Origin of the sequence: Facklamia sp. P9177 (assembly GCF_050409585.1) — a bacterium.
Classification (GTDB): domain Bacteria; phylum Bacillota; class Bacilli; order Lactobacillales; family Aerococcaceae; genus Facklamia.
On the sequence record NZ_JBNUPE010000001.1, the window covers coordinates 142,948 to 167,795 of the forward strand.

Genomic DNA, 24,848 nt, shown 5'->3' on the forward strand with positions numbered 1-24,848 from the left:
TTTTACTATATTATACAGTAAAAGGTTCTTTTTGATAGGATAAACTTGAAAACTTATTATACTCTTTTTTAAAAAGTAGTTTGACAGTATCTCTTGCACCTGCTCTATTTTTAGCAATAATTACTTCTACCGTATTATCTGGTAAATCGTCCTTGTGTCCTTCGTCTGTATCACCATTTTGCTGGTGATAATCCTCACGGTAAAGAAAAGCGACAATATCTGCATCTTGTTCAATTGAACCCGACTCGCGAATATCACTTAAAATAGGTCGCTTATTTTGCCTTTGTTCCAGACCACGAGAAAGTTGTGATAAGGCAATTACTGGAACCGATAATTCCTTAGATAGTTTCTTTAACTGACGCGAAATTTCTGAGACTTCTTGTTGGCGGTTTTCTCTTCCATTTCCATCAATAAGTTGTAAATAGTCAATAACGATTAAACCTAAATCAGGATTTTCTTGTTTTAGACGACGACACTTAGCCCTAATTTCTGAAACACGTATACCAGCTGAGTCATCAATATAAATAGGAGCTTCTCTTAATATATCAGTTGCTACCGTGAAACTTTTCCATTCATCATCCGTCAATTGCCCTGTTCGTAGATTCGATGCATGTATACTTCCTTCTGCACAAATCATCCGATATACCATGTCTAATGCACCCATCTCTAAGGAGAAAATTACAACTGGAACCATAGATTTAGTTGCGACATTCTGTGCTATATTTAAGGCAAATGCTGTTTTACCAACAGAAGGTCTAGCGGCAATAATAACTAACTGATCGGGTTGAAAACCACTAGTTAATTTGTCCAGCTCATGATAACCAGTAGGAAGACCAACAACATCGCGTTTTTCCTCTGCTAATTTTACGATATTATCAAAAGCCTCGGCTATCAATTGCCTCATCATTTGAGGTCTATTACTCTGAGAGCCTTCTCCTATTGATAAAATTAACTTTTCACTTTGATCGATGATCTCTTCTATTGCATGTTCTTCATCATAAGCAACTTGAGAAATTTTCGATGATGCATGAATGAGTTGTCGCAATATAGATTTTTCTTTAACAATTCTGGCATAATTTTCAATATTAGCAGTGGTCGGAGTGAAACCTGTTAGTTCAACAATATATTCATAGCCTCCGACATTTTCTAATTGATCCAAAGCATCTAATTGATTCTTTAACATCAAATGGTCTAAGGTATTGTCGCGATCAAAAACTCTCTCCATAGCTGCAAAAATTTGCTGATGGGCTACTTTATAAAAGTCCTGCTCTTGTAAAAGTGTTTGAACAGTTGCTAATTTCTTTGGATCTAATAAAAGACCACCTAAGACAGATCTTTCTGCTTCAATATTTTGAGGTGCTTGCATCTGATTCATTTGCGAAATATCCATCGTCTCACCTCTTTATATTTTATCTAAACTGCTTCGACTTTTACACGAATAGTTGCTATTACTTCGGTGTGCAATTTAACCGGAACATTGTGGAAACCTAAGGATGAAAGGTTATTTTCTAACTCAATTTTACGTTTATCTACTTCTATGTCGTATTGTTTCTTTAATTCTTGTGCTATTTGTTTAGAAGGGATGGTTCCAAATAAACGACCATCTTCACCTGATTTAGCTGAAATGATAACGATGGTTTCTTCTTTTTCAATTTGTACTTTTAAATCTTTTGCCTCTTGCAATGCTTCCGCTTCCAACTTTGCTTGAGCTTTCTTTTGTGCTTTGAATTCACTCATTGCTTTAGCATCAGCTACTTTTGCTAAACCATTTTTAATTAAGTAATTATTAGCATAACCATCTGAAACATTTATAATCTGACCCTTTTTACCTTGCTTACGAACATCTTCTAACAAAATGACTTTCATTTTTAGTCCTCCTTAACATTAATTACCTTAATTAATTGTTCTTCTACTTCTTGGATTGTTTGGTCTTTTATCTGTGTTGCTGCGTTAGATAAATGACCTCCACCTCCAAGCTTTTCCATAATAACTTGGACATTTATTTTACCCAAGCTTCTAGCTGAAATACCTATTTCGTTCTCATGGCGTTTATAAATAACAAATGAAGCTTCAATTTGATCAATTCCTAACAAATCATCAGCTGTTTGAGAAGCTAAGACATTGTCCACTACTATATCTTCATCCGTTACTGTTACCGCAAAGACCTTATCGATTATTTCAGTATTCTCAATCAAGCGATTTTTAATTTTAATGCTTTCTAAACTTTCTTTTAACAGATGCTTAATTTTTATATTATCTGCACCCATAGACTTTAAATATGCCGCTGCTTCAAAAGTTCTCGACCCGGTCCTTAAAGAAAATTGATTGGTATCAATAATTATACCAGCTAGCATAACTGTTGCAAGCATTTCATCAATTGCATTTTCCTTTTCATCCATCACACTAAAGTATTCCGTGAGTAATTCGACCGCTGATGAAGCCGAAGGTTCTAAATAACTTAGCACACAATTTTTGGGGAATTCTTCTGCCTGGCGATGGTGATCAATAATAACAATATCGTAGTCAAAAAAGATAGACTCAGCTTGTGAAATCATCGCTCGATGATGGTCTACCAAAATTAGTAGAGTTTTTTCATTTAAGTAGTTATCTAAATCTGCTTCTTCAATGAAAACTTCTTCATCAGACTTCTCGAAGTACTCATTATTAATAATCCCTTTTATATCTTGGTTGAGTTCATCTCTATCAATCAGAATTTTGGCTTGGCGATCAAAAGATTTTACAATTTGTCTGACAGCTAAGGCTGAACCAATTGAATCTAAGTCTGGTGACTGATGTCCACTAATTAAAATTCGATCATAAGTCAATACCGTACTTTTAAGCGCCTGGAAAAACATTTTACTGCGTATATCCGAACGGTTTTCCGTAAAACTAGTCTTTGCGCCATAGAACCTTGCTTTTCCTTCTATTTCACGAATGACAACTTGGTCTCCGCCACGACCTAGTGCTAAGTCTAGGTTGGATTTAACCTGCTTAGAAACTTCAATTATATTTTGTTGAGTATTTCGACTATAAGAAAAAGCGAGAGAAAGCGATATAGGAATTTTTCGACTGGTATAATACTCTTTAATAGCTTCAATGGATTCAAACTTTTCTTTTTCGAGTTCATTTAAAGAACTCTCATTCAACAAAAGTAGAAACTGATCTTCATCAGTTTGCTTTAAGTATATTTGATAATGATCTGCCCAGCGATTAAGACGACTGATTAAATCAGATTCAAATTTTGCACTTGCTTCATCATCCATCGCATAAATGAGATCATCAAAATCATCTAATAATAAAGATCCCATTACTAGAATGGATTCACCGATTACTTTTTGAATTTCGATATCTTGTGTAATGTCATAAAGATAAAGTGCTTTATATTCATGATGATGTAAGGCTCGGTAATAACCATTAGTTAAAGACACTTCTTGCCATTGACTCATATTACTTTGTCCAAGAATTTGTGTCAATTTCCCATCCACTTTTTCAATTTTTTCACCAATAATATCCTGTTCAAAAATCTTCTTAATAGCTGGGTTAGTCCACGTTACTCTTTCTTCTTGATCATAGAGTATTACTCCTATTGGAGCATTATATAGGGCATATTCTTGCGCTAAAGAAGCATTTTCTGACATATGACTCGCCATCTTCGTTAAATCCTTAATAAAACCTTTAATATTAAAGGTAAAAAATAGAATGATGATACTAAGGAAAATTAGTAATAATACACCTATACGCCACTCTAATTTAAAGGCTACTCCAATTAAAACTATATAAATTAATAAAATAGAATAAATCTGCCAAGAAATTTGAAGCGAATGGAAGTAATCAAAAAATTCTTTTAGTTTTATTTTTTTAAACACAGTACACCTCGTAGTATTAATATCACTTATTTTATCATATTTAAGTGAAATGTTCTATCTACTAATTAATTACTTAATGTTTCACGTGAAACAAAAAAACCACCCAAAGGGTGGTCAAATATTATTCTTGAACGGTAAATGGTAATAAAGCCATGATCCGTGCGCGTTTAATTGCATTAGTCAATGTACGTTGATGCTTTGCGCAAGTACCTGTTACACGACGAGGTAAAATTTTGCCTTTTTCTGAAATAAATCTTTTTAAAAGATCTGTATCTTTGTAATCAATATAATCGATATGATTAGCGCAGAAATGACAAACTTTTTTTCTGCGTCTTCCTCCACGACGTTGTGCCATGCATTTTCCTCCTCTACATTATTCTAAAATGGTAGATCATCTTCAGAAATATCCACCTTCTGACTGTCACCAAATGGATTACTATTTTGACTGAAGTCTTGATTAAAACTAAAATCATTACTATTCGTTTGATTTGGTTGAGCTTTAAACTGATTCGTTTGATTTGGTTGTTTGTATGATTGATTACCATCGGAAACTGGACGTTGTTCAGTCACTGATTTTGGTTCTAATAAGTGAAAGTTACTTACAACAACTTCAGTAACATATACTCTCTGTCCTTGTTGATTATCATAACTTCTTGTTTGGATACGACCTTCGACTCCAATTTGAGAACCTTTACGGGTAAAGTTAGCTAAATTCTCAGCAGCTTTACGCCAAATCACACAATTAATAAAATCTGCTTCACGCTCACCTTGTTGATTGGTAAAACTGCGATTTACAGCTAGTGTAAAACTTCCAACTGGAGTTCCTGAAGAAGTATAGCGTAAATCAATTTCCTTGGTTAAACGCCCAACTAATTGTACGGTATTCATAATTTTCCTCCTACAAGTGTTTCACGTGAAACATAGTGATTATTCTTCTACTTTTGTAATCATATGGCGTAAGATATCACGGTTGATTCGTGCTAGACGATCGAACTCGTTGATCCCTTTAGCATCATCAGCGGTTAAAGTAATTAAGTGGTAAACACCTTCACGATAATCGTTGATCTCGTATGCTAAACGTTTCTTAGCCCAGTCTTTTGATTCGACAACTTCTGATCCTTGATCGACTAAGATTTGATCGAAACGAGCAATTAATTCTTTCTTTGCTTCGTCGGTCATATCTGGACGAATAATATAAAGGATTTCATATTTAGTTGGTTGACTCATGACTGCACCTCCTTTTGGTCTAATGGCTCCATAGAGCAAGGAGTTAAGCTATTAAGCTATTAACTCACATTTAATAATTTTATCACTCTATTTTTAAGAAATCAATCTAATTTTTCTATTCCTCTGAATTTTCTATTGAATTATCAGATTCCGACATATCTTCTTCTGTATTTTCTTCATTTTTTTCAATGACAACAATTTTATCAACGATAGAATCATCATCTAATCGAATAACCTTAACTCCCAAGGTATCTCTTGAAGCGGTTGAAATCGAATCGATATGAACACGAATGACGACTCCTTCATTGGTCATGATTAGTAAATCTTCATCACCATCAACAGTGACTAAACCAGCTAATTTACCACTCTTTTGAGAGATATTAGATGTTTTTACACCTTTACCGCCTCGGTTTTTAATAGCATATTGGTTAGATTCAGTTCGCTTACTGTAACCATTTTCTGTCACTACAAGAACTTGCTTATCATCATCTAAAATAGCAGCACCAATAACATAATCTCCTGAACGGAGTCTCATACCTCTGACACCTGAGGCTGTCCGACCCATATCACGGACATCATTTTCATTAAAGCTAACGGCATAACCATTATTAGAACCAATGATAATATTTTTTTGTCCATCAGTAATTAATACATTCACTAACTGATCATTTTCCCTTAATTTAATAGCAATTAAACCATTGGTACGAATGTTATAGTATTCACTTACTAAAGTACGCTTAACGGTCCCATTTTTAGTAACAAACAAGAGATGAGTGTCTTCATCATCAGCTTCTCTACGAATATTAACTATATCTCTTACATACTCTTCTTTATCTAAGTTTAAGAGGTTAATAATAGGTAAGCCCTTCGAAGTTCTTCCATATTGAGGTATATCGTAACCCTTAGCGCGATAAACCTTACCAAAATTAGTGAAAAAGAGGAGGGTATCATGGGTGGAGGCAGAAACTAAGCTTTGAATGGAATCCTCGTCACTCACTCCCATTCCTTTAACCCCTCTACCACCTCGATTTTGAACACGGAACTCATCTTCAGTCATACGCTTAATATAACCAGAAGTGGTTAAAGCAATCAAAATATCTTCCTCATCAATTAAATCTTCATCTTCAAGAGACTGAATTTCACCCAATTTGATTTCAGTTCTTCTTGGATCATTATATTTCTTAAGTATTTCTCTTAATTCATCATGAATAATTTCATAAATTCTTTCTTGAGAAGAAAGTATTTCAGTCAAGCGAACAATCAATTCTTGTAAATCTTTTAGCTCGGCATCGATTTTTTCTCGTTCTAATCCAGTTAAGCGAACCAATCGCATATCTAAAATAGATTGTGCTTGAATTTGCGAAAATTCAAAACGATTAATCAATTCTTGCTTAGCTGTTTCTGAATCGTGGGAAGAACGAATAATAGCAATAATCTCATCAATGACATCTAAGGCTTTTTGTAGACCTTGTAAAATGTGAGCCCGATCTTCTGCTTTTCCTTTTTCAAATTTAGTCCGTCGCGTAATCACTTCAACTTGATGGGCTAAATATTTTTCAAGAATTTCTTTTAAATTTAGTGTTTTAGGAACTCCGAAATCAATCGCTAGCATATTAATACCAAAGTTAGTCTGTAAAGGAGTATGTTTATATAAGTTATTTAGAATAACATGAGCAGAAGCGTCTCGACGTGCTTCAACTACAATCCGCATACCTTCACGACCAGACTCATCAGCAATATAGGAGATACCATCAATTCGCTTATCACGACCCAATTCAGCAATTCTTTCAACTAATTTAGCTTTATTTACACCATAAGGTAATTCTTTAATAATAATTCGCTCACGGTCTTGATTATTACCAAAGTATTCAATTTCAACTTTACCGCGAATTGTGATTTTTCCTTTACCTGTCCGATAAGCTTGGCGAATACCTGATTTTCCAACAATAATTCCACCAGTAGGAAAATCAGGACCCGGTAAAGCTTCCATCAATTCATCCACAGTCGCTTCTGGATTACGCATAAGAATTTGTAAAGCGTCAATGACTTCTTCTAAATTATGCGGTGGTATATTAGTTGTCATACCAACTGCAATACCAGAAACTCCATTAACTAAAAGGTTAGGGAAACGACTTGGTAATACAACCGGTTCTTTTTCTTCTTGAGAATAGTTTTCTTGGAAATCAATTGTATCTTTATTAATATCTCTTAACATTTCTAGAGTGATTTTAGCCATTCTAGCTTCAGTATACCGCATTGCAGCTGCACCATCACCATCGACTGAACCAAAGTTACCGTGGCCATCAACTAACATTTGGCGGTAGGAGAAGGGTTGCGCCATCCTTACCATGGCTTCATAGATTGCAGAATCACCGTGAGGGTGATACTTACCCATAACATCCCCAACAATTCTGGCTGACTTCTTATGTGGTTTATCAGGTGTAACACCTAATTCATTCATACCATATAGAATACGACGATGAACAGGTTTTAATCCATCACGAACATCTGGTAGGGCTCTTGCGACAATTACTGACATAGCATAGTCCAAAAATGAATTACGCATTTCATCAGGTAAATTGATTTCTTCAAAAGATTGTTTGCTAACATCAAAATGATCTTCCGTCATGACTAACTCCTTTCAAGGGTAATTCTATACATCCAAGTTACGTACATAGACTGCATTTGTTTCAATAAAGACACGACGGGGTTCTACTTCTTCTCCCATCAACATAGACATCACTGCATCCGCTTCTACTGCATCATCAACAGTCACTCGCTGCATCCGACGATTTTCAGGATTCATAGTTGTTTCCCAAAGTTGATCTTCATTCATTTCTCCAAGACCTTTATACCTTTGTAATGAATACTTAGTATTTGGATTTTCTTTTTCCCATTGGAGTAATTGCTCATGTGTATCTAAATAAATCTCTTTTTTACCAACTTTTAATTTATAGAGTGGCGGAAGTGCAATATAAACATAGCCTGCATCAATCAAAGGACGCATATAGCGGAAAATAAGCGTTAATAATAACGTACGAATATGCGCACCATCGACATCTGCATCGGTCATAATGATTAGTTTATGATAACGGGCTTTGCTCACATCAAATTCTGCTCCAAAACCAGTGCCCATGGCAGTAAATAGCGAGCGAATTTCAATGTTACTCAATATACGCTCCATTGAGGCCTTTTCAACATTTAAGATTTTCCCTCTAATTGGTAAAATAGCCTGATACATTCTTGAACGGCCTTGTTTAGCCGAACCACCTGCTGAATCTCCCTCGACAATAAATAGTTCGCATTTTTCTGCGTCTTTAGAAGAACAATCCGCTAATTTACCAGGTAAGTTTGCGATTTCTAAACCGGATTTACGACGGGTCATCTCCCTAGCTCGCTTGGCAGCCATTCGTGCTTTTGAAGCTAGAATTCCTTTATCTAAAATCAAACGTGCAACTTTAGGATTTTCCAATAAAAATGTTTCAAAATGTTGAGAGAAAAGGCGATCTGTTACAGTTCGTACTTCAGAATTCCCTAATTTTGTCTTAGTTTGACCTTCAAATTGAGGATCTGGATGTTTAACCGAAATAACAGCTGTCAGACCTTCACGAGTATCCTCTCCAGATAAGTTATCATCACCATCTTTAAGTAAGTTATTTTTACGACCATAGTCATTAATAACCCGTGTTAAAGCTGTTTTAAAACCTGATTCATGTGTTCCTCCTTCATAAGTGTGAATATTATTAGCAAAAGACAGTAAATTTAATTGGTAAGCATCTGTATATTGTAGAGCGATTTCAACAGCAATACCATCTTGTTCACCTTCAATATAGATTGGTTCATCAAAAATTAATCCCTTGTCTTCATTAAGATAAGAAACGTATGATTTAATTCCACCATCAAATAAATAACTATCATCAGCTTCGCGATCCATCCGTCGATCTTGTAAAGAAATGCGTAAACCTTTATTTAAGAAAGCTAGCTCATGGATACGCTCATTTAATATTTCATACTTAAAATCCGTTGTTTCAGTAAAGATTGACGGATCCGGTACAAAATTAACTTTAGTACCTGTTTCCGTTGCTTCTCCAACCACCTTTAACTCAGATACAATAGCTCCTCTTTCAAACTTAATTTGATGAACTTTTCCATTACGTGAAACCTCCACTGATAGTTCGCTTGATAAAGCATTCACAACAGAGGCTCCTACACCATGGAGACCACCTGAAACTTTATAACCGCCACCACCAAACTTGCCACCCGCATGCAAAACGGTGTAAACCGTTTCAACAGCAGGTCTGCCTGTTTTAGACTGAATATCGATCGGGATTCCACGACCATCATCTGTTACCGAAATAGAACCATTCGCTTCTATGACTACTTCAATTTGACTACAATAGCCAGCTAAAGCTTCATCAATAGAATTATCAACAATTTCCCAAACTAAATGATGTAATCCAGTACTCGCAGTAGATCCAATATACATTCCTGGTCGTTTACGGACAGCTTCCAATCCTTCTAATACTTGGATTTGTTCAGCATCATATTGGGGTTGAGTTACATTTTTCTTGTCGTTATTTTCTGCCATTTGTATCCTCCTATTGAACTTTACCTTTACTTATATGTCTTATTGAAGAATTTTTTAGCTCTTGAATATGAATATTTTCAATACTAGCTGTGGTTAAAATTGTTTGAACTTTCCCTTCGATTTTACTCATCAAAATAAATTGACGATGATCATCTAACTCGGACAGAACATCATCTAATAAAAGAACTGGATAATCTTGATCAATTGTATAAAATAAATCCAATTCAGCTAACTTTAAACTAAGAACAACTGTTCGTTGTTGGCCTTGTGAGGCAAATTGCTGAGCTGAATTTCCATTAATATTAAAAATTAAATCGTCTCGATGAGGTCCATATATGGTAGCTCCTTGATGGATTTCCCTTTGAATAGACAATTTGAACAATTCACTCATTTGATCTTTAATTAAATCAATCTTCTCATAATCAAGTTTAGAAGAGGAAGACTTATAGACCATTGATAAGCTATCTCTTTCATTAGAAAGTTCATAATGAATCGGGTGAGCCATTGCTTCTAAATCTTTAACAAATTGCAAACGATATTTAATTACTTGGCTTCCTGCATCAATTAGCTGATCAGTTAAGATGTCTAAATAAACTGGATCATAAGTATGTTTTTCACGCGCTTGCTTTAAATAAGCATTTCTTTGTTTAAGTAAGCGATGATATTCTAATAAATTTTGTAGGTAGATGGGATGGGTTTGACCGAGTTCTGTATCTAAAAACTTTCTTCTTAGACTTGGAGAACCCTTAACTAATTGCATGTCTTCAGGAGAAAAGAGGATAACATTTAATTTACCTATAAATTGAGAAAGTCTCTTTTGATCGAGGTGATTGTATTTAGCAATCTTACCCTTATCATTTAATATGATTTCTAAAGGAAATTGAGAGTTTTTAGTGGTTATTTGGCCGACTATCTTTGCATAATCTTCTTCCCAACTAATCATTTCTTGATCATGATTGGTTCGATGACTTTTAGCCAAAGACAACAAAAAAATGGCCTCAAGGATGTTAGTTTTTCCTTGGGCATTTTCACCAGCTAAAATAGTTAGACCGTCATGAAAATCAATCGAAAGCTCTTTATAGTTCCTAAAATTGGTTAAATTTAATTCTTTTATTTTCATAAGCTATCTTATTGATCTACGACATCTACTATTAATTCATCCTGAACAAACTCCACACGGTCTCCAGGATATAATTTTTTTCCTCGTCGATTTTCTGATTCGCCATTTAAATAGACAGTAAATTCACCTAAGTACCATTTAGCCATTCCACCACTGGATATTAAATCTACTATTTTTAATAATTGGCCGAGTGTTACATGGTCACTATCTATTTTGACTTTTTTATGTTCCATTTGGCCACCTCATTAGTAATTTATTAGATTCATTATACTACTAAATAGCTTAAATCTCAAATTTTTGGCGAAAAAATGCCATTTTAAATAAATTTGACCTTCAGAGTATAAAAAGCTTATTTAAGTTAAATTAGGCTTAAATGCTAAATAATGGCAAAAAATAAGCAGGTCGTTTATTAGACCCGCTAAAAAGTTTTAATGTGTACGAACTGGTGTTAATAATTGCAGTAAATCATTGTGGGGTAATTCACTCTTTACACTTGGTGTTATAAGCATTGGACGAACTGCTGAATTAAATTGAATGGTAATTTCTATATCGCCAAAAGATCTTAAAGCTTCTTTCATATAGTCAGGGTTGAATGAAATCTGAAGCTCTTCACCATTTGAGGAAACAAATTGAATTTCTTCTGCCACATTCCCTATTTCATTTCCTTTTACAAATAACTCGATATGGTCTGTTTGAATATCTAATTGGACAATATTATTTTTTCCTTCATGTGACATTAAAGAGGCCCGTTCAATTGCTTGCAGAAAATCAGCCGCATTTAAGACGATTTCTGTTTCAGATGAATTAGGAATTAACCGATCAGTAGCAGGGTAATTACCCTCCAGTAAGCGTGAATAAATTGTTATGTTTTCGAAAGTAAAAATAATTTGTTGATTCGATATAGTCATCATTAAATCAGCATTATCAGGAACTATTCTAGCCAATTCAATCATTGTTTTTTTAGGAACAGTGATTGCTTCTAAATGATGCGAATTCTCAGTTAATTTTAAAGGAATTTCTCTTTGGCTTAAACGATGGCTATCTGTTGCCACTCCCACTAAGTAATCTTTTTCTAGCATTAAGTGAAGTCCTGTTAAAATTGGACGTGATTCTTGATTAGAAGCTGCAAAAATAGTCTGATGAATCATATTTTTAAAAGTAAGTGTTGGAAGTTGAATTTGATGATCTAGGTCAATAATAGGCAAACGAGGATACTCATTTCCATCAATACCAACAATTTGGAATTTTGCATTACCAGATTGAATAGTTGCTTTAAATTGATCATCTACACTCACTATTACCTCATCTTGTGGTAATTTTTTAATAATTTCATTTAATAAACGTGCAGGTAATACAATTTGGCCTGTTTCTTCAATTTGTAAATTAGCTAAGGGTTCATCAACTGAAATATGACTTTCGATAGATATATCAGCATCGCTACCTATTAAAGTCATTCCATTACTATCTAAAGATAATTTAATTCCATATAGAATGTTAATGGTTGTTTTAGAAGGAATAGCTCTTTGAACATTATTTATTTGTTGAGTAAAAGCAGATCGGTTAATTGTAAATTTCATAATTTTCTCCTTTATAAATAATTATTATATATCTAAGTAATAATAGTAGGGCTTGTTGATAGAGTGTATAAGTGATAAAGAGTTCTACAAACTAGGCTTTAGCATTGTTGATGACTATGTGTAAAGATGATTTTTTATAGTAGACTTATCCACATTCTTTATTCTAGCATCTGTTTGATTGTTGCAATTTCATGTTTGAGGGTAGTATTACTTTTAAGATCTTCAGAGATTTTTTCATAAGCATGGATAACCGTCGTATGGTTTTTATTACCGAAAGCTTCACCAATTTTAGGAAAAGATAGTTCTGTTAATTCACGTGTAAGATACATAGCAATTTGACGAGCAGTAACGATTTCTTTGTTCCTTTTCTTTCCTTTAATTTGTTCAGTGGATATTTTATAAAATTGACTACAAGTAGAAATGATAGATTCGGCATCAATTACCTTTTCTTTTTGCTCTCCAAAAATAGAAGAGAGAGCTTCTGCGGCTAAATGACTTGTAATTTCTTTGCCCTCTATAGCTGCATAGGCAAAAACTCTCATTAAAGCTCCTTCTAATTCACGTATGTTTGTATCTACATTATTAGCGATATATGTGAGAGTTTCAGAATCAATATCCAATCGATTATTTGCAGCCTTTTTTCTAAGGATAGCGATACGAGTTTCCAAATCAGGAGGGGTAATGTCGGTTGATAATCCCCATTTGAATCGTGAAATAAGCCTTTCCTCGAGATTATCAATATTATTTGGTAAACGGTCTGAAGTTAAAATAATTTGTTTATTATTATTATAAAGTTCGTTAAAGGTATGGAAAAATTCTTCTTGAGTGGCATCTTTTTTCGATAAAAATTGAATATCATCGATCAATAAGACATCTATTTCACGATACATTTCCCTAAATTTTTTTTGAGAACCGTTTTGAATACTGGTAATAAAATCATTAACAAAAGATTCACTGGTTGCATATTTAATTTTAGTAGAAGGGTTTTTACGTAGGATATCGTTACCTATAGCTTGCATTAAATGAGTTTTTCCTAAACCTACACCACCATAAATTAAAAAGGGATTGTAAGTTTTTCCTGGACCATCACTCACTGCCAGAGCAGCTCCTGCAGCCATTTTATTATCTTCACCAATCACAAAGTTTTCAAAGGTATAAGAAGGATTTAATTTTGAGTCAGAAAAGCTTGGAAGACTATCTGTCTCTCCTTGCTTATCAATCGATTTCGAAAGCATGGGTTCATTTTGCTTGCTTTGATAAATTATAAATTGAGGTTCATATTCAATACCATATCGTTCACGACTATATTGCAATATATAGTTTACCAAATGATTTTCCCAATATTTTTTAGTCATCGGATTAGGAACTGCAATCGTAATTGATTGATTACCAATTCGAGTAGGGATTGAAGGTTCAACCCAGGATCGATAGGAAGAAGTGGACAGGATTTCTTTTAAATAATCTTGAACTCCTTGCCAAAAAAGATCTTTTTCATCCATTCATTTCACCTCGAATAAGTTAATATAGTTAAGATTATTGTAACATATTTAGAGTTTTCCACAAGTTGAGAATGTGTAAAAAGCTCTATCCACATACTCACATTTAAGTTATCCACATGTGAATTAAATGTGTGGATAAAAAAGTAGTTAAGTAAACATTAAGTAGATTTGTGCAAAAGAAAAAAATAACAATTCCTATGCCATCAACTTCCTTAAAGGTTTAAATAATGTTTTTAACAGAGTTTGTGGATAAAACAATATTTATTAACAAGCTTAGAAAATGTGGATAATTTTATCCTCTAGTTTGTTAAAAGAAGTTTATTTTTTTAGGGTTTGTTTAAAAATTGTGGATAAGTTGTTGACAATTGTTAAGATTTTACATCGATTGAGATATTTAATAGAATATTAAAAAACACTTGACTTTAAAGGAGTCATTCTTATAAACTATTCTAGTATTGTTTATATTTAGCAACAAGGAGGTGTATTGCATGACTAAGAGAACATACCAACCTAAAAAACGTCAACGTAGTAAAGAACACGGTTTTCGTAAACGCATGTCAACAAAAAATGGACGTCGTGTATTAAGCAAGCGCCGCTTAAAAGGACGCAAAAAGTTAACTGCATAATTTTGAGGCTTCCAAGTGAGGCCTTTTTTTTATAAAATAAAGAGAGAGATTCCAATTATTCTTATTTTTGATATAATATTATGAGGACTCTAAAACATCGGAGTGATAGTCTAATGAAAAAAGAATATCGAGTAAAAAGTGATAAGGATTTTCAAAGAGTCTTTCATCAAGGAAACTCTACAGCAAACCGTCAACTGGTTATTTATACCTATTCAAAACCAGGTCAAAAACATTTTCGTGTCGGTTTGTCAGTAAGTAAAAAGTTAGGTAATGCAGTTTTTAGAAATCAAATAAAACGCTATTTAAGACAAGCCTTGCATGAGGTGGAAGATATGGTTATTCCTGAAGTTGATTTTCTATTGATTGCTCGTAAGGATATTTGTGATAAGGATTTAAAGCAAATAAAGAAATCGATTATTCACGTTATGAAGAAAGCTAAAATTATCCAACCATTATTTAAACTAGAAAAATCTGGAGGTCGTAATGAGCAATAAAAAAGTAAATAAAATTTTAAAACTTTCACTGCTATCAGCTATTGTAGTGGTATTATCTGCTTGTGCAAATATTAATGAACCGATTACTAACGATTCATCAAATCTTTTGGATCAATTTGTTCTCTATCCCTTCTCTCAATTTATTGTTTGGCTAAGTGGTTTAATGGGTCATAATTTTGGTTTAGGTATTATTAGTTTAACCCTTTTAATTCGTCTTTTGCTAACCCCTTTGACATTAATGCAGATGAAATCTCAAAATAAAATAATGGAGTTACAACCGGAAATTGAAGCCATTAAAGCTAAGTACCCTCACAAAGATCGTCACTCAATGGAGTTACTTCAAGCTGAGCAACAAGAATTGTTTGATGAAAAAGGAGTTAATCAATTCGCAGGTTGCTTACCAACTTTAATTCAATTACCAATTTTGATGGCCTTGTATCAAGTGATTTCGCGAACAGAGCTTATAAGACAAGGACAGTTTCTTTGGGTTGATTTAGGACAACCAGACCCTTACTTTATTTTCCCTCTTTTAGCGGCTCTATTCACATTTTTATCTACTTACCTAAGTAGTAAAGCAAATCCTCAACAAAATGTTTCAATGAAAATTATGATGATAACTATGCCAATTATGATTTTCTCTATATCTTTTGCTTTACCTAGTGCAGTTTCACTTTATTGGTTTATATCGAATTTAATTACTGTAATTATTATTTTAATTTTTAACAATCCATATAAAATGATTAAAGAACGCCAAGAACGCATTGCTCATGAAAAAGAAAAAGAGCGTCAATTGCGTAAGGCCTTGAAAAAAGTTAAAAGTCGTAAATAAATTAAAAGGAGTGATGATATGTTAGATCATAATATGACTGTTAGGGCTGAAAATGTCGAATTAGCTATTGAAAAAGGGTTAAAACAATTGCGAATTAGTCGAGAAGAAGCCGATATCCGTATTATAAGTGAAGGAAAAAAAGGTTTCTTTGGCTTCGGTAAGCAAGAAGCAGTAGTTCATATTGAAGCTAAGACTGATCTATCATTAAAAGAATTAACCAATCAATTAGAAAAAAAAGTTGGAATGGAACATAAGGATAAAACAGGTCAAAAACATAAAGAAACAGTAAATAAAACTAAAGATTATATCCGTCAAAATAATCAAAAACACAGTGAGCCTGTTAAAGAAGAGGTTCACGATCCAAAAAAAACTGACAATGTTGTTTTAGAAAAAGAATCTTCCATTGAAAAACAAGCAGAAGATAAAAAATCTGTTCAAAAATCTGAAACAGTCGAGCCAAAAGTGAGTGAAAAAGTTTCAAATGAAAACCAAACGTCTGAAACAGAGGTTGCACAAAGTGAATCTACAATAGAAGAAGAGTATCAAGCGGCTTGCCATTACCTCGAAGAAGTTATTCGTTTATATGGTGCAGAATCGCACATTGAATACGAATTAAGAGGTAATCAGTTAGTTTTTAATATCGAAACAGACAAATCAGGTTTAGTCATTGGTAAACATGGAAAAATTATCAATTCCTTACAGACTTTAGTTCAGGTTTTATTGCATAGACGTGATCGTAAACGAATCTCAGTTTTATTAAATGTTGGGGATTACCGTGACCGTCGTTTAAATGTACTTGAACAAATGGCAGAAAGAACTGCTGAGCAAGTTTTAACTACCAAACAAACAGTCATCCTAGATCCGTTACCTGCTTATGAACGCAAACAAATTCATGCTTATCTTGGACAATATGAGCATATTGCAACCCACTCTGAAGGTAAAGATCCTAATCGATATTTAGTGGTAGATTACGTCCCATAATATTAATTACGTCCCTAAGCTCTGCTTAGGGATTTTTTCTCTCAAACCTTTTTTATAAATGTTTAGTCATAATTGAAAATTATCATGAATAAATCAATGGTCTTATTTTTAAAACGAAGCACTAGTAAAATTATATTAGAAGGTTATAAAAATTATGATATAATATAGCTTGTTTTAGGAGGTGACGGATTTGAGTCTGTCTGGCAGAAAGATATTTTGGCTTTTGTTAATTGTTATTACTTTATCAGCTTGTAAACAAGAACCTATGATTAAATTGAGTAAAGAAAACCAAATGAAGATAGAGAAGAAACAAGCAGAAAATAAAGAAACACAGCTAGATCAAATAAATAATAAGAAAGCCAATACATCCGACCAAGTAGTTATTGATCCTAACTCGTGGATTAAAGAAGGAGAAGATGTAAACTATAATTTAGAAAATTTTCTTCCTTATAATGCTAATCAAGTAAAAATCCTTTCCAATGGTAAAACTAGCTATGTTGAATATATGGATCAAACAAGCCAACAGATGCAAGTGAGAGAGACGCTAGCTGATGAAAAAACCATTGAACTCTATCGTTGGAATACTGAAGTGATTGAACTATACGGAAAATTTGAAAAAGAGCGTCGATTTACTAATTATTTAAAAAACTCAATAGAAGCTAATCAATTAGAAAAAGGTCTAATCATTTTACAATCTCCTTTAAAAGTAGGAACTGAATGGTTATATGACGGTAACATTCCTTCAAAAATCGTCGGCTTATATAAAGAAGTGAATATCGGTGATCAAATCTATCAAGAAGTGATTGAAGTTGTGACTCAATTTGAAGAGGGCGAAAGACATCAGCTATTTGCTGCTAATAAAGGGATTATTGCTCAATGGCAAGAAAATAAAGAGGAATATTATCTTGCAGAATCGATTACAGATAATGTAATGTTAGTAAGCAAAATGGATTGGTACATGCCTCAATCTTCAACAGAAGAACCTTTTATTCAAAAAGAGACAGTTGACTTTGCCTGGCAAACAAACGATACCCTAGCAACAGCTTTTCAGCGCTTTTATTACGATAACCAATGGATTACTCCCGAAATACAAGTGGTTGATATTTATGAGTCCAATGGAATTGCCCATCTCAATTTTTCAAGCGGTGTTGTTGCTAGTTTAAACCGACATCCAGCAGGTGAAAAAGCGGTAGCAATTGCCATGATGGTGAATATTGCTGACTATTACTCTGTTAATCAAGTGAGTTTAGAAGTATTTGGGAATGGTATGCTACTCAATGCCATTTCTTATCCTCCTAATGGAATTCATCAAATAGATCCCAAATGGGTCAAGCAAGAAGATAGTAGTAATACGCAAACGCCTTTGAGTAGTGAAGAATTAACCTTAGAATAAGTGAAGATCACCATTCTTAATTAGAGGAATGGTGTTTTTATTAAGGCAAATGTTTTGGAGAGCTTATGTTAAAAAAAAGCTAGACACTCTCTTTTAAATATAATTTAGCTAAACAGTTTCACACCTATCTTGCAAGAAGAATAACGATTTGATACAATTACTACGATAAATAGACAGGCAGTCAAAGTGCTTTCGAATGACCTAAAAAACTTAGGTATCTTTCGTTGAGCACTTTTTTTATGATTAAAGGGGGTATTAAGTATGTATATTTTAGACACAATTGCAGCTATCTCAACCGCAATTGGCGAGGGAGCTATTGGAATAGTACGTATGAGTGGTCCGGATGCTTTGCCAATAATAAAAAAAATATTTAAAGGCAAAGACTTGAGTCAGGTTGAAAGTCATACCATCCATTATGGTCATATAGTAGATAAGGATCAAAAAGTCTTAGATGAAGTAATGGTCACTATCTTAAAAGGACCAAAAACCTATACACGTGAAGACATAGTAGAAATCAATTGTCATGGTGGTATCGTAGCTATGCAGCGAATCCTGGAAAGTTGTTTATTAGAAGGTGCGCGCATGGCTGAACCAGGTGAATTTACAAAGCGCGCCTTTCTAAATGGTCGCATTGATTTGTCACAAGCAGAAGCTTTGATGGATTTAATTCAAGCTAAAACAGGTAAAGCTATGGACGCTTCTCTAAACCAATTAAAAGGAACCCTATCTCAGCAAATTAGACAATTGCGCCAAGAAATGCTTGAAAGTTTAGCTCAAATTGAAGTAACGATTGATTATCCGGAATATGATGATGTTGAAGAGATGTCTAGTCAAACTCTTATAGAAACAGCACAATATGTAAAAAATAAAATAAACCAAATTTTGAAAAAAGCTCAAAATAGCCGTCTTTTCCGTGAAGGAATACGAACAGCTATTATAGGTAAACCAAATGTTGGTAAGTCGAGTTTACTAAATTACTTAACTGGATTTGACAAAGCAATCGTGACTGATATCGCTGGAACAACTCGAGATACTATTGAAGAATACATCAATGTCAAAGGAGTCCCCCTACATTTAATCGATACAGCAGGCATTCGCCAAACTGATGAATTGGTAGAGCAAATTGGTGTGGCTAAAAGTCGTAAAATTATGGAAGAATCTGATTTAGTTATTTTGATTTTAAATCAATCTGAAGCTTTGACAGAAATTGACAAAGAACTTTTATCTTTGACAAAGGATCAAAAGCGAATTATTTTATTAAATAAAACCGATTTGCCGAGTCAAATTGATTTTACAAAGTTGACAAATGTAGTAAATAAAGAGGAAATCATCCCAATTTCAATCTTAAAAGATCAAGGATTAAATCTACTAGAAGAAAGAATTGAAAATTTGTTTTATACGGGAAATTTAGAGTCGAATGATATTAATTATTTACTTAATTCACGTCATACTAATTTACTAAAGCAAGCAATTCAAGCGCTTGACGAAGTTGTGAATGCTTGTCAAGCAGACGTACCTGTTGATTTGGTACAAATAGATTTTACTAGAGCCTGGGATCTTTTGGGCGAAATAACAGGTGATAGCGTACAAGATGAATTATTAGATAAGTTATTTAGTCAATTCTGTTTAGGAAAGTAGGAAAGCTATAATGCAACAATTATCTACAATTTGTTATCTGGATAATGGAAAGCAGTTATTATTGCTCCACCGTAATAAAAGAGAAAATGATATCCATGGAGGAAAATGGGTTAGCGTCGGTGGAAAATTTGAAGCAGGAGAAAGTCCTCAAGAGTGTGCAATTCGTGAAATTTATGAAGAAACGGGTCTAAGGGCCAAAAGCTTAATCCCCTTAGGTTTCATAACTTTTCCAGATTTTACCCATGATGATAGAGATTGGTATTCTTTTGTCTATAGAGTGACAGATTTTGAAGGAGACCTATTAAAGGACTGTGACGAAGGGACTTTAGAGTGGGTGGATTATGACGATGTCTTGGACAAACCAATTTGGGAAGGGGATTATCTCTTTTTACAATGGGTCTTAGAAAACAAACCTTATTTTTGGGCTAAATTTGCTTATGATAAAAAGGGTGACTTAATCGACCATCAGGTTGAATTTATGAAAAACAGAGGTGAAATATAATGCAAACATATGAAGCTGGTCAATATGATGTAATTGTTGTAGGAGCCGGGCATGCAGGTTCGGAAGCAGCTTTAGCTTCAGCTCGACTAGGTGCTCAAACACTTTTAATTACGATGAATCTAGAAATGGTAGCCTTTATGCCATGTAATCCATCAATTGGTGGACCTGCTAAGGGGGTCGTTGTACGTGAAATTGATGCACTGGGTGGAGAAATGGGACGTAATATAGATAGGACTTATATCCAAATGCGTCTTTTAAACACCGGTAAAGGACCAGCAGTTCAAGCACTCAGAGCTCAAGCAGATAAGCAACATTACTCCAATACAATGAAGCAAGTCTTAGAAGAAACAGATAATTTAGACCTCAAACAAGGACTTGTTGAAAGACTTTTAATTGAAGAAAATCAATGTCGCGGTATTATTACCAATTCGGGGGCTATTTATCGTGCTAAATCTGTAGTTCTAACGGCAGGTACTTCTTCACGAGGAAAAATTATTATTGGAGATTTAGCCTATTCTTCCGGTCCTAATAACACCCTACCTTCTGTTAAACTGTCTGAACATTTAATGGAATTAGGGATTGAATTAACTCGTTTTAAAACTGGAACACCTCCACGAGTGCATTATGACTCAGTCCATTTTGACAAAACAGAAGAACAGCCTGGCGATATTAAAGCGAATCATTTTTCTTATTTGACAGATGATAAAGATTATTTGCAAGATCAAATATCTTGTTGGTTGACACATACCAATGGTCAAACGCATAATATAATTAGAAATAATTTGCATAAAGCACCTATGTTTTCGGGAATAGTTGAAGGAGTAGGGGCTAGGTATTGCCCATCAATAGAAGACAAAATAGTTCGTTTTAGTGACAAACCACGCCATCAAGTGTTTATCGAACCTGAAGGTCGTAATACTAAAGAAATGTATGTCCAAGGCTTGTCAACTTCTTTACCAGAAGATGTCCAACTAGAGATGCTCCATTCAGTAGAAGGTTTAGAAGAAGCAAAATTGATGCGAGCAGGGTATGCTATTGAATATGATGTAGTGGTACCCCATCAATTAACGCTATCCTTAGAAGTGCGAGATTTACCTGGCTTATTCACTGCCGGTCAAATGAATGGAACGAGTGGTTATGAAGAAGCAGCAGGACAAGGAATTGTTGCAGGAATCAATGCTTGCCATAAGGCTTTTGACAAAGACCCTTTTATTATAACGCGTTCAGAAGGCTACATTGGTGTTATGATTGATGACCTTGTAACAAAAGGAACGACTGAACCTTATCGTTTGCTAACTTCTCGGGCTGAATACCGTTTATTACTACGTCATGATAATGCAGATTTCCGTTTGACAGAAAAAGCCTATAAAATTGGATTGGTGGATGAAGCACGTTATCAGCATTTTAAAACGAAAGAAGCTGCTGTAAAAGCAGAACTTGATCGCTTAGCGTCTATTCGTATTAAGCCAAGTACAGAGGGTTTAGCAGAGTATTTTGAAAGAATCAATTCAACGCCACTTAAAGATGGAATTTTAGCTAGTGAACTTTTAAAAAGACCGGAAATTAAATATTTTGAATTGATTAAAGCTTTACCTATTTTAACGACTGAAGTTACTCGACAAGTAGGAGAACAAGTTGAAATTCAAATCAAATATGCAGGCTACATTAATAAAGCTAACCATAAGGTCGATCGTGTTAAAGCTATGGAAGAAAAAATAATTCCTGAAAACCTAGATTACGATGCAGTGGATAGCTTAGCAACTGAAGCAAGAGAAAGATTAAAATTAATTCGACCTTCTAACATTGGACAGGCTAGTCGAATTTCAGGTGTCAATCCGGCTGATATTGCCATTCTTTCAATCTATATTCAACAGGGTAAAATTGCAAAAATTGAATCTCATCAATAATCAGCTAAAAATCACCAAAAAGATAAAGATCTTCTTCTCAATTAGCAAGCTAATTAAGAAGGGATCTTTTTAAAATGAAAAAAGCAGATACTATAAATTTAAGTAATTTAATTATCTTTCGAAATTTATTGAAGGATAGATGTTGCTATTGAGTAGTTATTTTAGTAAAGTAAAGTTGCTGTGAAACATTGTTTCACAATTACCAAAATGAGAGGGATTATATGGAAGAAAATCAGTTTAAAAAGAAATTGCAAGATCAAGGATTATCAATTAGTCCCGATCAACTACTACAGTTTTCCACTTATTATCAGTGGTTAATTGAATGGAATCAAAAAGTTAATCTGACAGCTATTACTGATAAAGAAGGAGTTTATCTTAAACACTTCTATGATTCTTTAATGCCGCTGTGGCATTTACCTTTAGCGAACTATTATTTGAAGATGTGTGATGTAGGAGCGGGAGCAGGTTTTCCAAGCTTACCAATCAAAATCATTCATCCTGAAATTGAACTGACGATTATCGATTCTTTAAATAAACGTATTCAGTTTTTAAAAGATTTAAGTTCCAATTTAAAACTTGAACAAATAGAGTTTCTCCATGGCAGGGCTGAAGATGTGGGCCAAGATTCAAATTATCGTGGACAATTTGATTTAGTGACTGCTCGGGCAGTAGCTCCTTTAAATGTTTTAGCTGAGTACTGTCTTCCTTTACTAAAAAAAGGTGGAAAATTTATAGTTTTAAAAGGCAGCCATGAACAAACAAATACGGAATTAAAAGAAGCTAAAAAGGCGATTAAAATATTAGGAGCAAAGTTAGAACAAGTGGTGCAAACTTATCTGCCTGAAGATGAAGGTGAGAGAACACTATTATTAATAGAAAAAACATTAGATACTCCCAATAAATACCCACGTAAAGCAGGTAAGCCAAGCAAACAGCCTATAAAATAAAAGGAGGAAGCATATGGGAAAAATGATTGCAATCGGCAACCAAAAAGGCGGAGTTGGTAAAACAACCACAACTGTTAATTTGGGTGCAGCATTAGCCTTTATGGGGAAAAAGGTACTGGTTATTGACTCCGATTCTCAAGGAAATGCTACTTCCGGTTTAGGAATTGAAAGAGGCGATGTGACTTATAGCTTATATGAAGTGCTGGTCGATCGAGTACCTATTCAGGATAGTATCTTAACCACTTCTAGAGAAAATCTAGATATTATCCCATCAACTATTTCTTTAGCAGCTGCTGAAATTGAATTAGTAAATTTTAAAGACCGCGAATTTCGCTTAAAAGAAGCTGTAGAATCAATAAAGCAAGATTATGATTATCTTTTAGTAGATTGTCCACCGTCCTTAGGGCAATTATCTATTAATGCCTTTACAGCATCTGATACAATTTTGATTCCGGTTCAAGCAGAATATTATGCCTTAGAAGGTTTAAGTCAATTATTAAATACAATCCGCTTAGTTCAAAAGTCATTAAATCCTCAATTCAGAATTGAAGGTGTATTAATAACTATGCTAGATGCGCGCACGAACTTGGGCTATGAAGTAGTTGATGAAGTACGTAAATACTTCCAAGAGAAAGTATATGATACGGTAATTTCACGAAACATTCGTTTGTCAGAGGCTCCATCTTATGGTTTGTCAGTAATTGATTATGACCCAAAATCTAGAGGAGCCATCATGTATAAAGAATTGGCAGAGGAAGTGATCAATAATGGCCAATAAACCAAAAAAAGGTGGACTAGGTCGTGGAATGGAAGCTCTCTTTAGTTCAGCTTATGAAGAAGTACCTAACGATCACGAAATGGTCACCGAAATTAAATTAGAAGATATTCGTCCAAATCCCTACCAACCTAGAAAACACTTTGATCTCAATGCTTTGAATGAGTTAGCGGAATCGATTCGTCAAACGGGTGTTTTCCAACCTATTATTATTAGAAAATCCTCTATTAAAGGATATGAAATTATTGCAGGAGAGCGTAGGGTACGTGCTTCTAAATTGGCAGGCAAAACAACCATTCCAGCAATTGTTAGAGAACTTGATGAAGAAGCAATGATTGAGATTGCTGTAATAGAGAACTTGCAAAGAGAAGATTTGAGTCCTTTAGAAGAAGCAGAAGCATATGATATGCTAATGGAACGTTTAAAATTAACGCAAGCAGAAGTTGCTGAACGTATTGGGAAAAGTCGCCCTTATATAGCCAATTATATTCGTTTACTTCAATTGCCAGATCCAATTAAACAGTTAGTAAATGAAGAAAAACTATCCATGGGCCAAGCACGCACCATTTTAGGGTTAAAAGATAAGAGTCAGATGGAGAATTTAGCTAAAAAAGTTGTTAAAGAACAGCTTACAGTGCGTCAGTTAGAAGAAGTAGTACAAAAATATAATCAATCATTACCAAAAATGACGAAAAAGGGACGAACCGAAAATAAATCACCACTTTGGTTAGCAATTGAAAATCAAATGGAAGAAAAGTTTGGGACACCCGCTAAAATTGTTTCAAAAGGAAACAAGGGAAAAATTGAATTAGAATTCGTCAACGATTCAGATTTGACAAGAATTCTAGACTTACTTAACATTCAAGTTTAAATAGTGAC

The 24,848-nt window shown here is 34.1% G+C and carries 23 protein-coding genes; 11 read left to right on the forward strand and 12 right to left on the reverse strand.

Going from position 1 to position 24,848, the window contains the following annotated elements:
- Nucleotides 1-10: 10 nt before the first annotated feature.
- The 12 genes from dnaB to dnaA all read right to left on the reverse strand — a co-directional run bounded on the left by dnaB (nucleotide 11) and on the right by dnaA (nucleotide 13,877).
- Nucleotides 11-1,390, reverse strand: coding sequence for a replicative DNA helicase (dnaB, locus tag ACQV18_RS00715; protein ID WP_428892384.1), 1,380 nt, complete (start codon nucleotides 1,388-1,390; stop codon nucleotides 11-13).
- Between the two features lie 23 nt (nucleotides 1,391-1,413).
- Complete coding sequence (gene rplI / locus ACQV18_RS00720; protein WP_428873052.1) at nucleotides 1,414-1,866, reverse strand: 50S ribosomal protein L9; 453 nt, start codon at nucleotides 1,864-1,866, stop codon at nucleotides 1,414-1,416.
- A 2-nt stretch (nucleotides 1,867-1,868) separates the two neighbouring features.
- The gene (locus ACQV18_RS00725; RefSeq protein ID WP_428873051.1) at nucleotides 1,869-3,866 is read right to left on the reverse strand and encodes a DHH family phosphoesterase; all 1,998 of its coding nucleotides are present in this window, start codon (nucleotides 3,864-3,866) and stop codon (nucleotides 1,869-1,871) included.
- A 121-nt stretch (nucleotides 3,867-3,987) separates the two neighbouring features.
- Nucleotides 3,988-4,221 (reverse strand): 30S ribosomal protein S18, encoded by a 234-nt coding sequence (gene rpsR / locus ACQV18_RS00730; RefSeq protein ID WP_428873050.1) that lies wholly within the window; start codon nucleotides 4,219-4,221, stop codon nucleotides 3,988-3,990.
- Between the two features lie 23 nt (nucleotides 4,222-4,244).
- The gene (gene ssb, locus ACQV18_RS00735; RefSeq protein WP_428873160.1) at nucleotides 4,245-4,757 is read right to left on the reverse strand and encodes a single-stranded DNA-binding protein; all 513 of its coding nucleotides are present in this window, start codon (nucleotides 4,755-4,757) and stop codon (nucleotides 4,245-4,247) included.
- A 36-nt stretch (nucleotides 4,758-4,793) separates the two neighbouring features.
- On the reverse strand, nucleotides 4,794-5,093 hold the full coding sequence (gene rpsF / locus ACQV18_RS00740) for a 30S ribosomal protein S6 (RefSeq protein ID WP_428875074.1): 300 nt from the start codon (nucleotides 5,091-5,093) through the stop codon (nucleotides 4,794-4,796).
- A 115-nt stretch (nucleotides 5,094-5,208) separates the two neighbouring features.
- On the reverse strand, nucleotides 5,209-7,722 hold the full coding sequence (gyrA, locus tag ACQV18_RS00745) for a DNA gyrase subunit A (RefSeq protein ID WP_428892385.1): 2,514 nt from the start codon (nucleotides 7,720-7,722) through the stop codon (nucleotides 5,209-5,211).
- 24 nt (nucleotides 7,723-7,746) lie between these two features.
- Complete coding sequence (gyrB, locus tag ACQV18_RS00750) at nucleotides 7,747-9,681, reverse strand: DNA topoisomerase (ATP-hydrolyzing) subunit B (protein ID WP_428873047.1); 1,935 nt, start codon at nucleotides 9,679-9,681, stop codon at nucleotides 7,747-7,749.
- 10 nt (nucleotides 9,682-9,691) lie between these two features.
- The gene (recF, locus tag ACQV18_RS00755) at nucleotides 9,692-10,801 is read right to left on the reverse strand and encodes a DNA replication/repair protein RecF (RefSeq protein WP_428873046.1); all 1,110 of its coding nucleotides are present in this window, start codon (nucleotides 10,799-10,801) and stop codon (nucleotides 9,692-9,694) included.
- Between the two features lie 8 nt (nucleotides 10,802-10,809).
- A complete protein-coding gene (gene yaaA, locus ACQV18_RS00760) occupies nucleotides 10,810-11,034 on the reverse strand; it encodes a S4 domain-containing protein YaaA (protein ID WP_428873045.1) in 225 nt (74 codons plus the stop codon).
- 195 nt (nucleotides 11,035-11,229) lie between these two features.
- Nucleotides 11,230-12,378 carry a DNA polymerase III subunit beta gene (gene dnaN, locus ACQV18_RS00765; RefSeq protein ID WP_428873044.1) on the reverse strand — a complete coding sequence of 383 codons (1,149 nt, stop codon included), beginning with the start codon at nucleotides 12,376-12,378 and terminating at the stop codon, nucleotides 11,230-11,232.
- 158 nt (nucleotides 12,379-12,536) lie between these two features.
- Nucleotides 12,537-13,877 carry a chromosomal replication initiator protein DnaA gene (dnaA, locus tag ACQV18_RS00770; RefSeq protein WP_428873043.1) on the reverse strand — a complete coding sequence of 447 codons (1,341 nt, stop codon included), beginning with the start codon at nucleotides 13,875-13,877 and terminating at the stop codon, nucleotides 12,537-12,539.
- 488 nt (nucleotides 13,878-14,365) lie between these two features.
- On the opposite strand from dnaA, the gene rpmH reads away from it, so the two are divergent.
- From rpmH to ACQV18_RS00825, 11 genes are all read left to right on the forward strand, one after another.
- Nucleotides 14,366-14,503, forward strand: a complete 138-nt coding sequence (gene rpmH / locus ACQV18_RS00775; protein WP_258436956.1) for a 50S ribosomal protein L34 — start codon at nucleotides 14,366-14,368, stop codon at nucleotides 14,501-14,503.
- 113 nt (nucleotides 14,504-14,616) lie between these two features.
- Nucleotides 14,617-14,997: a ribonuclease P protein component gene (rnpA, locus tag ACQV18_RS00780; RefSeq protein WP_428873042.1), complete on the forward strand. Its 381-nt coding sequence runs from the start codon at nucleotides 14,617-14,619 to the stop codon at nucleotides 14,995-14,997.
- Nucleotides 14,987-15,826: a membrane protein insertase YidC gene (gene yidC, locus ACQV18_RS00785; RefSeq protein ID WP_428881933.1), complete on the forward strand. Its 840-nt coding sequence runs from the start codon at nucleotides 14,987-14,989 to the stop codon at nucleotides 15,824-15,826. The genes rnpA and yidC overlap by 11 nt, the downstream gene beginning before the upstream one ends.
- Before the next feature lie 18 nt (nucleotides 15,827-15,844).
- Nucleotides 15,845-16,807: an RNA-binding cell elongation regulator Jag/EloR gene (gene jag / locus ACQV18_RS00790; RefSeq protein WP_428892386.1), complete on the forward strand. Its 963-nt coding sequence runs from the start codon at nucleotides 15,845-15,847 to the stop codon at nucleotides 16,805-16,807.
- 190 nt (nucleotides 16,808-16,997) lie between these two features.
- Nucleotides 16,998-18,200, forward strand: a complete 1,203-nt coding sequence (locus ACQV18_RS00795; protein ID WP_428892387.1) for a hypothetical protein — start codon at nucleotides 16,998-17,000, stop codon at nucleotides 18,198-18,200.
- 261 nt (nucleotides 18,201-18,461) lie between these two features.
- On the forward strand, nucleotides 18,462-19,838 hold the full coding sequence (gene mnmE / locus ACQV18_RS00800) for a tRNA uridine-5-carboxymethylaminomethyl(34) synthesis GTPase MnmE (RefSeq protein ID WP_428873038.1): 1,377 nt from the start codon (nucleotides 18,462-18,464) through the stop codon (nucleotides 19,836-19,838).
- A gap of 10 nt (nucleotides 19,839-19,848) precedes the next feature.
- Nucleotides 19,849-20,340, forward strand: coding sequence for an NUDIX hydrolase (locus ACQV18_RS00805; protein WP_428873037.1), 492 nt, complete (start codon nucleotides 19,849-19,851; stop codon nucleotides 20,338-20,340).
- Entirely contained in the window at nucleotides 20,340-22,247 is a 1,908-nt protein-coding gene (mnmG, locus tag ACQV18_RS00810) for a tRNA uridine-5-carboxymethylaminomethyl(34) synthesis enzyme MnmG (RefSeq protein ID WP_428892388.1), read from the forward strand. Before ACQV18_RS00805 ends, mnmG begins: the two co-directional genes overlap by 1 nt.
- A gap of 221 nt (nucleotides 22,248-22,468) precedes the next feature.
- A complete protein-coding gene (gene rsmG / locus ACQV18_RS00815) occupies nucleotides 22,469-23,194 on the forward strand; it encodes a 16S rRNA (guanine(527)-N(7))-methyltransferase RsmG (protein WP_428892389.1) in 726 nt (241 codons plus the stop codon).
- 13 nt (nucleotides 23,195-23,207) lie between these two features.
- Nucleotides 23,208-23,972 carry a ParA family protein gene (locus ACQV18_RS00820; RefSeq protein ID WP_428873033.1) on the forward strand — a complete coding sequence of 255 codons (765 nt, stop codon included), beginning with the start codon at nucleotides 23,208-23,210 and terminating at the stop codon, nucleotides 23,970-23,972.
- On the forward strand, nucleotides 23,962-24,840 hold the full coding sequence (locus ACQV18_RS00825; RefSeq protein ID WP_428873031.1) for a ParB/RepB/Spo0J family partition protein: 879 nt from the start codon (nucleotides 23,962-23,964) through the stop codon (nucleotides 24,838-24,840). Before ACQV18_RS00820 ends, ACQV18_RS00825 begins: the two co-directional genes overlap by 11 nt.
- Nucleotides 24,841-24,848 lie beyond the last annotated feature (8 nt).